Origin of the sequence: Geomonas agri, from assembly GCF_020179605.1 — a bacterium.
GTDB classification, from domain to species: Bacteria; Desulfobacterota; Desulfuromonadia; order Geobacterales; family Geobacteraceae; genus Geomonas; species Geomonas agri.
Window position 1 is genome coordinate 724,444 of record NZ_JAINZO010000002.1, and the last position, 13,517, is coordinate 737,960.

The 13,517-nt window shown below is 59.7% G+C and carries 14 protein-coding genes; 8 read left to right on the forward strand and 6 right to left on the reverse strand.

Annotated elements, in window-relative coordinates; genetic code table 11:
* Positions 1-1,005: a M28 family peptidase gene (locus K7R21_RS14660; RefSeq protein WP_224984032.1), complete on the reverse strand. Its 1,005-nt coding sequence runs from the start codon at positions 1,003-1,005 to the stop codon at positions 1-3.
* 187 nt (positions 1,006-1,192) lie between these two features.
* On the opposite strand from K7R21_RS14660, the gene ovoA reads away from it, so the two are divergent.
* Entirely contained in the window at positions 1,193-3,298 is a 2,106-nt protein-coding gene (ovoA, locus tag K7R21_RS14665) for a 5-histidylcysteine sulfoxide synthase (protein WP_224984033.1), read from the forward strand.
* Entirely contained in the window at positions 3,295-4,452 is a 1,158-nt protein-coding gene (locus K7R21_RS14670) for a MalY/PatB family protein (RefSeq protein WP_224984034.1), read from the forward strand. The genes ovoA and K7R21_RS14670 overlap by 4 nt, the downstream gene beginning before the upstream one ends.
* Before the next feature lie 113 nt (positions 4,453-4,565).
* On the opposite strand, the gene K7R21_RS14675 is transcribed toward K7R21_RS14670, so the two are convergent.
* A complete protein-coding gene (locus K7R21_RS14675; RefSeq protein ID WP_224984035.1) occupies positions 4,566-5,609 on the reverse strand; it encodes a GMP reductase in 1,044 nt (347 codons plus the stop codon).
* Between the two features lie 188 nt (positions 5,610-5,797).
* Here K7R21_RS14675 and K7R21_RS14680 point away from each other — a divergent pair, with 188 nt between their 5' ends.
* Positions 5,798-7,051 (forward strand): MFS transporter, encoded by a 1,254-nt coding sequence (locus K7R21_RS14680; RefSeq protein WP_224984036.1) that lies wholly within the window; start codon positions 5,798-5,800, stop codon positions 7,049-7,051.
* An 84-nt stretch (positions 7,052-7,135) separates the two neighbouring features.
* Here K7R21_RS14680 and K7R21_RS14685 read toward each other — a convergent pair whose 3' ends face one another.
* From K7R21_RS14685 to K7R21_RS14695, 3 genes are all read right to left on the reverse strand, one after another.
* Complete coding sequence (locus K7R21_RS14685) at positions 7,136-8,059, reverse strand: tRNA dihydrouridine synthase (protein WP_224984037.1); 924 nt, start codon at positions 8,057-8,059, stop codon at positions 7,136-7,138.
* 221 nt (positions 8,060-8,280) lie between these two features.
* Complete coding sequence (locus K7R21_RS14690) at positions 8,281-8,787, reverse strand: FKBP-type peptidyl-prolyl cis-trans isomerase (protein WP_224984038.1); 507 nt, start codon at positions 8,785-8,787, stop codon at positions 8,281-8,283.
* Positions 8,788-8,916: 129 nt separating this feature from the next.
* Positions 8,917-9,381, reverse strand: a complete 465-nt coding sequence (locus K7R21_RS14695) for a hypothetical protein (protein ID WP_224984039.1) — start codon at positions 9,379-9,381, stop codon at positions 8,917-8,919.
* 228 nt (positions 9,382-9,609) lie between these two features.
* Between K7R21_RS14695 and K7R21_RS14700 the strand changes: the two genes are divergently transcribed.
* The 4 genes from K7R21_RS14700 (at position 9,610) to K7R21_RS14715 (ending at position 12,742) form a co-directional block, all read left to right on the forward strand.
* Positions 9,610-10,257: a YceH family protein gene (locus tag K7R21_RS14700; protein ID WP_224984040.1), complete on the forward strand. Its 648-nt coding sequence runs from the start codon at positions 9,610-9,612 to the stop codon at positions 10,255-10,257.
* Positions 10,258-10,266: 9 nt separating this feature from the next.
* Positions 10,267-10,563: a DUF2288 domain-containing protein gene (locus K7R21_RS14705; protein WP_224984041.1), complete on the forward strand. Its 297-nt coding sequence runs from the start codon at positions 10,267-10,269 to the stop codon at positions 10,561-10,563.
* Positions 10,564-10,580: 17 nt separating this feature from the next.
* Positions 10,581-11,303, forward strand: a complete 723-nt coding sequence (locus K7R21_RS14710; protein ID WP_224984042.1) for a DUF1847 domain-containing protein — start codon at positions 10,581-10,583, stop codon at positions 11,301-11,303.
* 182 nt (positions 11,304-11,485) lie between these two features.
* A complete protein-coding gene (locus K7R21_RS14715) occupies positions 11,486-12,742 on the forward strand; it encodes a tyrosine-type recombinase/integrase (RefSeq protein ID WP_224984043.1) in 1,257 nt (418 codons plus the stop codon).
* Here the strand turns inward: K7R21_RS14715 and K7R21_RS14720 are convergent.
* Positions 12,729-13,199, reverse strand: coding sequence for a helix-turn-helix domain-containing protein (locus tag K7R21_RS14720; RefSeq protein ID WP_224984044.1), 471 nt, complete (start codon positions 13,197-13,199; stop codon positions 12,729-12,731). The genes K7R21_RS14715 and K7R21_RS14720 overlap by 14 nt on opposite strands.
* Before the next feature lie 119 nt (positions 13,200-13,318).
* On the opposite strand from K7R21_RS14720, the gene K7R21_RS14725 reads away from it, so the two are divergent.
* Positions 13,319-13,513, forward strand: coding sequence for a helix-turn-helix transcriptional regulator (locus K7R21_RS14725; RefSeq protein ID WP_224984045.1), 195 nt, complete (start codon positions 13,319-13,321; stop codon positions 13,511-13,513).
* The last annotated feature ends 4 nt before the right edge of the window (positions 13,514-13,517 follow it).

Sequence of the window (13,517 nt, forward strand, 5' to 3'; positions counted from 1 at the left end):
CTATTTCCGAATGAGTACTGCCACCACCTGGTCGAGGCCTGCCACCACGCGGCTTAGTCTGTCGTAGTCGACCTTGTCTGGGGTATCGGAGGGCTGGTGATAATGGGGATAGCGGAAGGGTGCGGTGTCGGTGATCATGATGCCGGGGTAGCCGACCTGCCAGAACGACCACTGGTCGGACCAGCCGATGCCGGGGAGCGTCTCCGGCGCGGCCACTCCCTCGGACGGAAAGCGGGCGCTCTGCCGGAAGGTCCCGATGGCCCGACGTACGAGGTCTCGTGACTTGACGTTGCCCACGAAGGCGATGAAGTTACCGGTATCGGGGTAGAAGTGCCCCAGCGGGGCCGGGTACTGCTGGCTCCCGCGCTGGTCGGAATAGCACCCCATGGTCTCCAAGGACAGCATGGCCACAATCTTCTCGCCCCGCTCCCGGCAACGGCGGGCGTAAATCATGCTCCCCATGGTGCCCCCCTGGAAGTGCGGCGGCTCCTCGTTGGTGAAAGCGACAAAGCGCACGGTTCGCTCCGGCCGCACGGTGGAGAAGGTTCGCGCCAGTTCCAGCAGGGCCGCCACCCCAGTGGCGTTGTCGTTAGCGCCGGGCGTGCCGGGGGCGGAATCGTAGTGGGCGCCGATGACCACGATCTCGTCGGGAGCCCGAGTTCCCTGCAGTACCCCTTCCAGGTTCGCCACTGCTCTCCCCTCTATCAAGATGCTCTGCTCATTGACCTTGAGTCCATACTCCCGGAGCCGGTCGCCGACGTATTGCGCCGCGTCCTGCAGCCCGTGGTAATTGGCGAGGTTCCTCTCCCCGATCTGACCTGCCAGCACCAGGACATGCTCGCGCAATCGATCGCTGAGTAGCTTCTGCTCGGGGGTGAGAGGGGGGAGCGGTCCCTTGTAGGTTTTGCCAGGCATCCTCATCATTGAACCACCCACGGTACCAAAGAGGAAAAGTGCCAGCACGACGCAGGCCGCTACCCACACTATTGCGGTCTTGTAGTTCATAAAATGGTTCCTTCCTGGGAAGTTCCAACCAGCGAAAAGGATAATGTGACGACCGGGGATGTCAATATCAGGAAATTGTCTCAGGCTCACGTACGACGACTGGAAGAAAAGATCTGGTATCATTGGAACGACCGGCAGATACAGCTCCAAAAAAAAACCAATGACAGAGGGAATGTGAGGGGCGGACATGGACCTGAGAAAGACACACAGCATCGTACTGAATGAAGGGGATCCTGAACAGAAGCGCGCTGAGATACAGCAGTACTTCGAGGCGACATTTACCATAGATGAGCTGCTCTATGATACCCTGAAGGACGACGGGGCCTTCTACCTGAGAGCGGACCGGCTGCGCCACCCGCTCATTTTCTACTTCGGACACACGGCATCGTTCTTCGTTAACAAGCTGGTGATCGCCCGGGTCATCGAGAAGCGCATCGATCCGCGCCTGGAGGCCATGTTTGCCGTCGGCGTGGACGAGATGTCCTGGGACGACCTGGACGAGACCCATTATGACTGGCCGACGCGGGCCGAGGTGAAGGCGTATCGCGACCAGGTGCGCGAGCTGGTCAGCGGGCTGATCAAGACCCTGCCGCTCACCCTCCCCATTACCTGGGACAGCCCATTCTGGGCGATCATCATGGGGATCGAGCACGAGCGGATCCACCTGGAAACCTCCTCCGTGCTGATCCGGCAGCTTCCCATCGACCGGGTGCGCCGCCACGAGTTCTGGGAGATCTGCCGCGATTCCGGAGCGGCCCCGGAAAACGAACTGGTTCCCGTTCCCGGCGGGCAGGTGGTGCTGGGCAAGGAAGAAGGGCATCCACTCTACGGGTGGGACAACGAGTACGGGCACCACGAAGCGCAGTTGCAGCAGTTTTCAGCGGCGAGGTACCTGGTTTCCAACCGCGAATACCTCTCCTTCGTGGAAGCCGGAGGCTACCGGGAGGAGCGCTGGTGGACGGAAGAGGGGTGGCACTGGCGTACCTTCAAACAGGCGGAGCACCCGCTGTTCTGGGTGCAGCGCCCGCACGGCTGGGGACTGCGCACCATGGTCGAGGTGATCGATCTCCCGTGGAACTGGCCGGTGGAGGTGAATTACCTCGAGGCGAAGGCTTTCTGCAACTGGCTCGCCGACAAGACCGGGAAGCGGATCCGCCTTCCCAGCGAGGACGAGTGGTATCGGATCTACGACCTGGCGGGTGTGCGCGACCCGCAGGAGTGGCGCGATGCTCCGGGCAACATCAACTTGGCCTACTGGGCCTCGTCCTGCCCGGTGGACCGCTTCCGCTTCGGACAGCTCTTCGACGTGGTGGGCAACGTCTGGCAGTGGACCGAGACGCCTATCTATGCCTTCCACGGTTTCCGTATCCATCCCTGGTACGACGACTTCTCGACGCCGACCTTTGATACGCGCCACAACCTGATCAAGGGAGGATCCTGGATCTCCACCGGCAACGAGGCGACCCGCGAGTCGCGCTACGCCTTCCGGCGCCACTTCTTCCAGCACGCCGGCTTTCGTTACGTGGAAAGCGACAACCCGGTGCAACTGAACGAGGATCCCTACGAAACCGATGCGCTGACCGCGCAATACTGCGACGCCCACTACGGTCCCGAGCACTTCGGGGTTCCCAATTTCGCCAAGGCTTGCGCCGACGTTTGTTTGGAGGTAACATCCGGGCGCGCCAGGGGGCATGCCCTCGACCTCGGTTGCGCCGTGGGGCGTGCCAGCTTCGAACTGGCCAGGGGCTTCGACAGGGTGACGGGAATCGACTTCTCCAGCAGGTTCTTCCGTCTGGCGGCGCGGATGCAGGAGGAAGGGTACCTGCGCTACGCACTCCCGGAAGAGGGTGACATCGTTTCCTTCCATGAGCTGAGCCTGGAGGAGTTGGGGCTTGCCCCCCTGCGGGACCGGGTGCAGTTCTACCAGGGGGACGCCTGCAACCTACCCGACAAGTTCTCCGGCTACGACTTAGTGCTCGCCGCCAACATTCTGGACCGGCTCTACTCGCCGCGCCGCTTCCTGGCGGCCATCCGCGGCAGGATCAACCCCGGCGGGCTCCTGGTGCTGGTTTCCCCGTACACCTGGCTCGAGGAGTACACCAAGAAAGAGGAGTGGCTGGGTGGCTACCGGGAGGCGGGCGAGCCGGTGTGGACCCTGGATGCACTCAAGGCGGAGCTGGCACCTCATTTCCGGATGCTGGGCGAGCCGCGCGATGTTCCCTTCGTGATACGGGAGACGCGCCGCAAGTTCCAGCACGGTATTTCCGAACTGACCGTATGGGAGCTTAAATGACGCAGAAGAAGTTCGATTTCGACGAGATCATCGACCGGCGCGGCACCGCGAGCGAGAAGTGGGACAAGTACCGCGACCGCGACATCATCCCCCTTTGGGTGGCGGACATGGATTTCAAGTCGCCCCCTGCCATCATAAAGGCGCTGCACGAGCGGGTGGAGCACGGCGTCTTCGGCTACACGGCGCCGCCGCAGGGACTGGTACAGGCGGTGATCAATTCGTTGCAGGAGGAGTACGACTGGCAGGTGCACAAGGAGTGGATTGTCTGGCTGCCGGGTCTCGTTACCGGGCTCAACGTGAGCTGCCGCGCGGTGGGGGAGGTCGGTGACGACGTCATTACCTTCACGCCGGTCTATCCCCCCTTCATGTCCGCCCCTCCTCTATCCGGCCGCAACGCTATCAACGTCCCCCTGGTCTGCCAGGCGGGTCGCTGGGGCCTTGATATGGAGGCATTGGAGGCAGCAGTCACTCCAAGGACGAGGCAGCTCCTTTTGTGCAGCCCGCACAACCCGGTAGGGCGGGTCTGGACCCGCGAGGAACTGGCAGCATTGGACGATTTCGCGGCGCGCCATGATCTCGTCATCTGCAGCGACGACATCCATGCTGGGTTGGTAGTGGAGCCGGGCATGCGGCACATCCCGATCGCGACCCTCTCCCCGGAAACCAGCCGGCGCACCATCACCTTGATGGCGCCGAGCAAAACCTACAACGTTCCCGGGTTGGGCTGCTCCTTCGCCGTCATCTCCGACGACGCGCTGCGCCGCGCTTTCAAAAAGGCGATGGGGCGGATCGTGCCGCACGTGAACCTGTTGGGCTACACTGCAGCCGAGGCGGCCTATCGTGACGGGGAGGAGTGGCGCCAGGAGCTGCTGGAATACCTGCGCGGCAACCGGGACCTTGTGGAACAAGAGATGACTGCGCTCGGGCTTCCCGTGGCCAGGGTGGAGGCGACGTATCTTTCCTGGATCGATCTGCGCCACACCGGCATCGAGGATCCGGTGGTGTTCTTCGAGGAGGCTGGCGTCGGCCTTTCCGGCGGGAGCGACTTCGGCCTTGCCGGTTACGTGAGGCTCAACTTTGGCTGCCGCCGCGAACTGCTGCGGGAGGCGCTCAGGCGGATGAAGGCGGCGATGGAAACAATCAAAGGAAGGTGACCTGTCGCAAACCGCTCAGGTGCAAAAGGCTCCAGGTTTTTTTACCTGGAGCCTTTTGCGTTCATTGCGGATACTTCGTGTTCTTCGCGTAACCGCTGTTACGCTCTTTGCCGTTACCCGAAAATCTTGTTTTCCTGTTCCCCCACGCGGATGAAGGTGGTGCGCTTGGTCAACTCCTTGAGCGCCGAGGCTCCCACGTAGGTGCAGGCTGAACGCACCCCGCCCAGGATGTCGCGCACCGTCTCGTCGATGGGGCCGCGATAGGGTACTTCCACCGTCTTCCCTTCCGAGGCGCGATAATGCGCCACCCCGCCGGAATGCTTGTCCATGGCTGTGGCGGAGCTCATGCCGTAAAACAGCTTGAACTGCCTCCCGCCGCGCTCCACGATCTGGCCGCCGCTCTCGTCGTGGCCCGCCAGCATTCCCCCCAGCATGACGAAGTCGGCGCCACCGCCGAAGGCCTTGGCGACATCCCCGGGGCAGGTGCAGCCGCCGTCGGAAACAATTCTCCCTCCCAAGCCGTGCGCCGCATCCGCACACTCGATAACTGCGGATAACTGCGGGTAACCTACCCCGGCCTTGACGCGGGTGGTGCAGACCGAGCCGGGACCGATGCCGACTTTGACGATGTCAGCGCCGGACAGCAGCAACTCCTCGACCATCTCGCCGGTGACCACGTTGCCCGCCACGATGGTCTTGTCGGGGTACCCGTCCCGCACCTTCTGCACAAACTCGACGAAGCTCTCGGCGTAGCCGTTGGCGACGTCGATGCAGATGAACTGCAGCTTCGGATGGTTGGCGATGATGGTGGAGAACTTCTCGTAATCGCTGTCCGAGGTGCCGGTGCTGACCATGATGCGGTTGTAGATGTCGTCGCCGTGGTTGTGGTCGGTGAGCCAGGCGTCCCAATCGGCGATCGTGTAGTGCTTGTGCAGCGCGGTCAGCATCCCGTGCTCCGCGAGACGGTCGGCTACCTCAAAGGTACCGGTGGTGTCCATGTTGGCCGCGATCACCGGGATGCCGCTCCAATCGTACTTGCTGTGCAGGAACCGGAAGTGCCGCTGCAGGTCGACCTGGGCCCTGCTCTTCAGATTGGATCTCTTGGGTCTGATAAGCACGTCGCTGAAGCCAAGCTTCACATCGCTTTCCAGGAACATTTTGCATCCTCCGTTGCAACTCCCTCTTTTTGGGGAGAGGGGTGGGGTGAGGGTTATCTTCTCTCGACACTTGAAGTAGTTTATGAGAGTACCCGAAAACGCTTGTTCCACAAGTTGCCATGTGATTTCGGGACCTTGTTGAGTTTGGCCAAGGGCTGTGCTAGAGTGCGCGGCGGAGGAGCGTATACATGATCGATGCACGTCAGCGCCGCCAGCGCTGGTTGATTTTTTTCATCCTGTCCCTGATCTACATCCTGGTTTATTTCTACCGCGTATCCCTGGCCGTCGTCGCCAAGGACGTCTCCCGCGACCTTGAACTCACCCCGGCGCAACTGGGCTCCCTCTCCAGTATCCTTTTCTACGTCTATGCGGCCGCCCAGGTCCCGCTGGGACCGATGATCGACCGGCTGGGGAGCCGCATCGTGATCAGCGGCTGCGGCGTACTGACCGCCATCGGCGGTATCCTCTTTTCCCAGGCTGGCAACATGGGACAGGCCCTGGTCGCCCGAGTGCTCATCGGCATCGGGACCGCCTCGGTATTAATGGCGACCTTCAGCCTCTTCAGCCACTGGTTCAGCAAGCAGGAATTCGGGAAGGTGTCGGGCCTCATGGTTGCGGTGGGGAACATGGGGAACCTGGCCGGCACCGCGCCGCTCGCGCTGGCGGTGGCGTGGATCGGGTGGCGCAACTCGTTCCTGGGCATTGGCATCATGCAGGCGCTAGCCACGGTGCTCGTCTTTTTGCTGGTGCGGGATCGTCCGGCGGTTGCCGTGGAAGGCGCCGGTGAGCCGGCGCCGGCCAAGATGGGGATGCTGCAGGCGTGGAAGCACGTGACCACCAACCGGGACTTCTGGCTCCTCGCGGGGCTCGCCTTCGCCTGGTACGGATGCTATCTGGCGGTGCAGGGGCTGTGGGGCGGGCCGTACTTGATGGAGGTGCTCAAGCTGACGCGCGAGGAAACGGGACGGATGCTGATGTTCACCTCGATAGGGTTCATCTGCGGCAGCCTCGTCATCGACTCCGTTGCCCGCAAGCTTTTTCACTCCTACAAGAAGACCTTTCTCTGGGGGCAGATTGTGCTGCTGGTTTTGATGATCGGCTTCCAGGGGCCGCTCGATCATCTTCCCCTGCTGCTTCTGGGCGCCTATTTCTTCTGCCTGGGGCTCGCCGTTTCGAGCGGCGTCATGATCTACCCGATCAACCGCTCCATGTTCCCGGTCTCCATCGTCGGCACCGCGCTCACCTCCATTAACCTCTTCGTGCTGTTGGGGGCGGCTTCCGTGCAGCAGATTATGGGGGTGGTTATCGACGCCGTCGGCAAGACTACGCCGGAAGCGACGGTGCAGGCCTTCCACTCCGCGTTCCTGGTGCCGGTGGGCGTGCAGGCGGTCGCGGCAGCGTTGTTCTTCTTCGCCAGGGACTACTGGGAGAAAAGCGCTTAGAGGGGCGGGTAGGGACTAGGAGCGGGGGGCTAGTTAAAAGGCACGAGGCCGGCGACTCACGGTTCGCAATTCGCGAACCAGGGATCAGGCGGCGAGTTCCGCAACGGCGGTGCGGAAAGCGGAGAGGTTCTTGGCGCGTTTGAGGTGTTTCAGTTCGCGCTCCAGTTCGTGGTCGTCGACGTTGGAAACCACTCCCTTGATCTTGCCCAGCACCTGCATGTCGCCGCAAAAAAGCTTGCCGTAGAGCGGAAGCAGGTCGCTCAGGTAACGATGCAGCATGGAACGCCTCTCGGCCACGTCCGGCTCGGCGCAGGCACGGCCGCGCAACCGCTCGAATAGCATCGGCTCGCCGATGCCGCCGCGCCCGAGCATGAGCCCCGCCGCACCAGTCTTCTCCAGCAGTTCCAGCCCGAAAGCCGCGCTCCTGATGTCGCCGTTAGCGATGACGGGGATGGCGGTCCGCTTGATCACCTCCGCGGTGACGGCGTGGTCGGCGACTCCCTCGTAGGCCTGGCGCACCGTGCGTGGGTGCAACACCAGGAAGTCGACGCGGGCCCGCTCGAAGAGCGGCAAGAGCGTAAAGATCTGTTGCGGATCGTCGTAGCCAGCGCGGATCTTCACCGAGAATGATCCCCTGATCTCCTCACGCAGCGCGGGGATGATCTCCTCCAGCAGTTCCGGCCGCTTCAGCATCCCGCCGCCGGTAAGCCCGCTGGTCATACGCCCGTAAGGGCAGCCCATGTTCAGGTTGATGTGCACCGCGCCTGCCTTCTGCGCGGTCCTCGCCGCAGCGACCAGCGCGTCCCGGCCGTGCCCGATCAGCTGGACCACCAGCGGCACCCCGTTCTCCTCTGCCGCGCATTCGCGCACGTCCCCTGGCATCAGGAGCTTCTTCTCCGACTGCGAATTGACGCGCATGAACTCGGTCCAGACCACGTCCGGACGCACCCATGTCGTGAACAGCTCGCGCAGCGCACGGTTGGTGAGCCCCTGCATGGGCGCGAGCATGAGCGGTTTTTCCCCGGGATTCCAGGGGAGCACGTTGTTGGCTTGGGAATTGGTAGTGGGATTTTCTTGAGTATTCGGCATGTTCTTCAGGGTGATGCGTTTCTGCCTAGGGGGTAGAGTTCCTTGCCCGGCGTTCTGCTCTCAAAACTGTGGGGGCGAATTATCATTCGCCCCCACGCTTGGTTTAGGTAACTTGTGCCCCGCAAGCGGGGACGATGTGCTTAGAGGATTTCGAGCAGTTCGATTTCGTAGGTGATGTCTTCGCCGGCCAGCGGGTGGTTGGCGTCGACCACGATGGCGGTCTCGTTGACCTCGACCACGACTACGTCGACCGGTTCGTCGTCATCGCCGGTCAGTTCCAGCTCCATGCCGACCTCCGGCTCGATGTCGCCGGTGAGCTGCTCGCGGCTGATGGCGAACACCTCGTCCTCGTCGTACTCCCCGAAAGCGTCCTCGGCCGGGATCACGATGGTCTTCTTTTCGCCCGGCGCCATGCCGACCAGGGCCTCTTCGATCTGCGGGAAGAAGTCCTCGTTGCCGACGGTGATCTCCATCGGGCCGTGCTCACCGCAGCCGCAGCCGTCATCATCGCAGCCGTCATCGCCACAACCGCAATCGTCATCTTCGCAGCAACCGGCATCGCCGATGGTGGTATCGATGATGGTGCCATCTTCCAAGCTGCCGGTGTAGTTGATACGTACTTTGTCGCCTTGCTTTGCAATTGCCATTTTTACTCGGTTCCTTCTTTATGGGGTTGATGTCTAGCTCGAAGCTATTCCGGGATGGTACGTGGGACGGTGCCCGCTAGTCCAGCAAAATCTGGTGGCAGCCGACTTTTATTTCAATTCACCTCTCGCTCAGCTTGCTTTGGAGCCTTTTTTCACTGCAAAGCTGTAGCACTGCAGGTAGGTAAGCACGGTGAGCAGGAAGCTGTAGATGATGACGCTGAGGACGAAGGGATCCGCCGGCGCCGCCAGGGCAAAGATGAAGTAGAAGCCCAGGACGGACATCTTGGTCACGTCGGTCCACCTCTTTTTCTTGGCGAACTCCTTGGCCTCCTCCGGGGTCGGTTCCTTCCCGGCCAGGGCGAGATCGCGCTCGGCTTCTTTCGAGGCGAACCTGAAGATGGGATAGAAGAGCAGTACCTGGATCACGAAGGCATAGATCACGCCGCTCATGAAGCGATAGCCTCTGTTCAATGCCTGCAGCCGCTGCTGGAAGTTGACCGCAGTATAGATCAGCAGGGCGATCAGCCCGAACTGTGCCACGGCAAAAATTTTTATCGTCTTGTTGATCTTCTTCTGGTCCAGGGTAGCCGCCATGTCATCTCCTTACGCGGATTTGCTGCTGCAGCGTAACTGCGCCATACCATAACAAATAAAATGATGTTATACAACACAAGAGTCTTCGCTGCTGCAACCGCTCTTTTTGCATTGAACCGTGTCCGGGAATCTAGTAAGTTGGAGCGACTTCACGCCCGGGTATGGCGCAAGGTGCAGGGCCTGTTGTTCTATTGATGATCTAAAGCCCCCGGATAAAGGAGCTTTCCCATGGATGTGACCCTCAATGCTATCGAAGTCAGAGTGCTCGGTTCGCTTGTCGAGAAGGAACTGACCACGCCTGAGTACTACCCTCTTTCCCTGAACGCGCTGGTGAATGCCTGCAACCAGAAATCGAACCGGGATCCCGTCACCAACCTCGACGAGTACCAGGTCACCGGCGCGCTCGACAGTCTGCGCTTCAAACAGTTCGCCTTGCTCTCCGGTGCCGGTGGCAGAGTTTCCAAGTACCGTCACGCGTTGGTGGAGAAGTTCCGGTTCACCCCCGCCGAGCTTGCCCTCCTGTGCGAACTGATGCTGCGCGGCCCGCAGACGGTCGGTGAGCTGAGGACTCGCGGTGAGCGCATGTACGCCTTTGCCGACCTGGCCGAAGTGGAGGCGGTGCTGCAGGACCTGATGGAACGGACGCCTTCGCTGGTGACACGCCTGCCGGTCCAGCCCGGGCGGAAAGAACCGCGCTACTGCCAGCTCTTTGCCGGCGAGCCGGACCTTGCCGAACTGTCGGCTGCGTCGGAAGGCGCGAGGGGTGGCGCGGCGGGCGAGCGGATCGCGGAACTGGAGCAGGAGGTTGCCAGCCTGCGCGAGGAGGTGGCGGCCCTGCGCCAGACTATCGCCGACTTCAAGAAATCTTTCGAATAGGAGTAAGAGATGACCGATACCAGGGAGGAACTGGCCACCAAGGTAGATATCACCGACTGGCTTTCGCTTCGGGCGCATCTGGAGCGCGGCGGGGTGATCGTGGTGGATCCGCTGCTGGAACTGGCCGAGGTGGGTGCCGCGCTCGCGGCGGACGAGGTGCAGCAGGTGCAGCGCTGGCTTTCTACAGGACTTTTGACCAAGCCGAGCCTCGAGCAGATACAGACATGGGATGCCGACAAGGGGAAGATCTTCAACTGCCTGATCATCTCACCGTACGTGTTGATCCAGGAGCCGACCCCGGCTTAGGGGTAAAGGAGGGCGACATGGAAAAGGAGTATGCTGACGTCACCTGCGCGAGCTGCAGCGCGGTATGGCAGAAAAAAGGGACCACCAACTGCTGGAGCGGGGATCCCGAGACGGCGCCGCCCAGGCCGGGCAACTGCCCTGCCGATCGGCACGCCGAGGTGGTCAAGGAAACGGCGGAGCTGATGAAAGGGGAGAGCAAGGACGCCAAGATGGCGTTCGTGGCGGCCCGCGTGGAAGGGCTTTGCTACCAACCCATCCCCGGCAGCGATGCGGTCAACGCACGCTGGACCCGGGTCGAGGACACCATCGCTTTCGCAAAGCTCATGGGATACCAAAGAATAGGCATCGCCACTTGCATCGGCCTCCTCGAGGAATCCGAGCGGCTGGTCGCGATACTGAAGGCCCAGGGGTTTACTCCGTTAAGCGTCTGCTGCAAGGCGGGGAGCATTGATAAGAAGGAATTGGGGCTCGCCGAGAGCGACAAGGTGCGTCCGGGCACCTTCGAACCAGCCTGCAACCCGATCGCCCAAGCCCAGATCTGCAATGATCTCGATACAGACATGAACATGATCGTCGGCCTGTGCGTCGGGCACGACATGCTCTTCAACAAGTACTCTAAGGCCCCGGTGACCACCTTGGTGGTGAAGGACCGCGTCACCGGCCACAACCCCGCTGCCGTACTTTACGGCCAGAACTTCTACTATAAGCGTCTCCAAAAGGGGCCCATGCATATTGAGTAGTTTGTTCATGTTGATATGAGTTGGCAAACATTCGTATAATCAATAATTTACGCTTGACTTTGCACCAGGAGAGCCGCTAAGGTTTAATACAACTTTAGCGGTTTTTTTATTTCTAAACCTCCCCATGTCCTACCCGAGTTGCGGGTTGATGGTCATGGGTAGGAAAGTGAAGGGTGCCAATCATGCCAAAGATCAACCTTACGTTGCGTGAGATACGCCAGATCATTCCGCCTGCATCGGGGAGGGCGGATTATTTCGACAACGAGCTGAGAGGTTTCTTGCTGAGGGTGTCGGCCGACTTTCTGGATAAGGCGGGGACGAGGCACAGGGGCGCCCGCGTCTTCTATGTCCAGACAGACGTAATGGACCCAGCAAAGGGCAAATTCGTTACCCGCAAGGCCAAGGTAGGGGCATTCGGAGAATTTACCCCTGAGGAGGCACGTGGGAAGGCGCGGTTGCTCCTGCAGGATCTCCGGGCAGGAAAGCCGGTTGTTCCGTCAAACGTGCCGACGCTTGCAAGGATGATGGAGATTCACCTCACCGACAAGGCATTCGGTCCGAGGACTGAAAGTGCCTACCGTTCCGACATCCCGGCCAAATTTCCAACCTGGTTGGATATGCCGTTATCCGAGATAGCGAAGATCCCTCCGAGCGTAATGATAGATCGATTCAAGGATGTAGAAAACAATAACGGTCCCATGGCTGCAAAGAATGCCTTTGGAAAGCTGCAGGCGATCTTAAATTACGCAATGGTAAAGTTCCCTTCGGTGGTACAGGTAAACCCTTGCTCGGTCATTGGCCAGGCTGGGTTGTGGCCAGAGACGAAGAGCCGGAATGATTGCCTTAGGGGGAACGACTTCAAGATTTTCTCGGGGGGGTTGGGCGGCTTCAATGCCATCACTCAAGATGCATATCGCTTTTGCCTCTATCATGGTCTACGAAACCGTGAGGCAGCCGGCCTACGATGGGAATTCGTTGACTTCGGAAATGAGACGTTGACGCTGCCAGAAACCAAAACGAAGATCCTGCATGTGCCTTTATCTAGGCAATCCCTGGCCATTCTGCAGCGGCGGCAAACAGAGAACCCCAAGGGCAACCCCTTTGTGTTCCCTTCCCTTTATGCCAATAACAAGAGTAAGACGGGGCACGTCGCTTTGAAGGCCGATCTGCTCCAGTTCAGAACAGGTCTTAAACTTACGGTACATGGGCTCCGGAGGTCTTTCATCACGATTGGTAAAAAGCTACACTTTCATGAGGAGGCCGACCGGCTGACAAATCATGCTGATGGTTCTGTTACGGGCAAGCACTACGACGGCCGTGAGGTTGACGACCTTCGCGGGCCCCTCCAGGCTATTGCTAACGAGATTGAGCGGCTTATGGTGCAGGGTGTCGGTGGTAAGGTGGTGGAACTGGCAACCGCAAGAATCAATCAACAGTAGGATCTTTATCCTTCAACTGGTCAAAAAGAGGAGACATTTTTTCTATGAACTCTTTGTTTGTGTTCAATTCCACCAGATACTCACGGTCCGCGTCAGCAATGATTGCGAATAATTGTTTTGTGCAGTCCAGAATTTTTAATAACCTTCTATCGGGGCCGTTCGATTCAACCAGGTCCTTTACGGTTTCAAAAATATCGTTTACATAAGGTTCGGCTTTCTCAACATTAAAAGCGTAGGCTTCTCCCCTGAGCTCGCCCACCGAGACTTTAAAATAACTGGCGAGTTTCCCCAATGTTTCTTGTGATGGTTCGCCTATACCTTTTAGATAACGCTGGACCGTCAAGCGGGTTAAGCCAGTAGCGTTGGCCACAGCAACTTGACTTGACCCCTCAACAGCTTGTTTCAGTAGTTCGACCACCCTGGTGGGTGTTTTACCTCCGCCTCTCCCTTTCCCCATTTACAAACCTCGCACAAAAAATATACCTGCTTAAAAATAAGCATTGACATTGACGCCAGATGGTGCTTAATTATGATACATGCTTAAAATTAAGCACGCAATCATAAACCGGAGGTGATATGAGGCTCCTTAAAGAACGAGAGGTCGCCGAACAAATCGGCATGTCGGTCCACTGGCTCCGCCGCAAGAGAATTACCGGCGGGGGCATTCCTTTCTTAAAACTTGGCGAAGGGAAAAGTGCCGTGCGGTATGAAGAGGAGGCAGTCGAGGCATTCAAGCGAAGCCGGGTCAGGACGTCGACCAGCCAAGCGTAAGCCG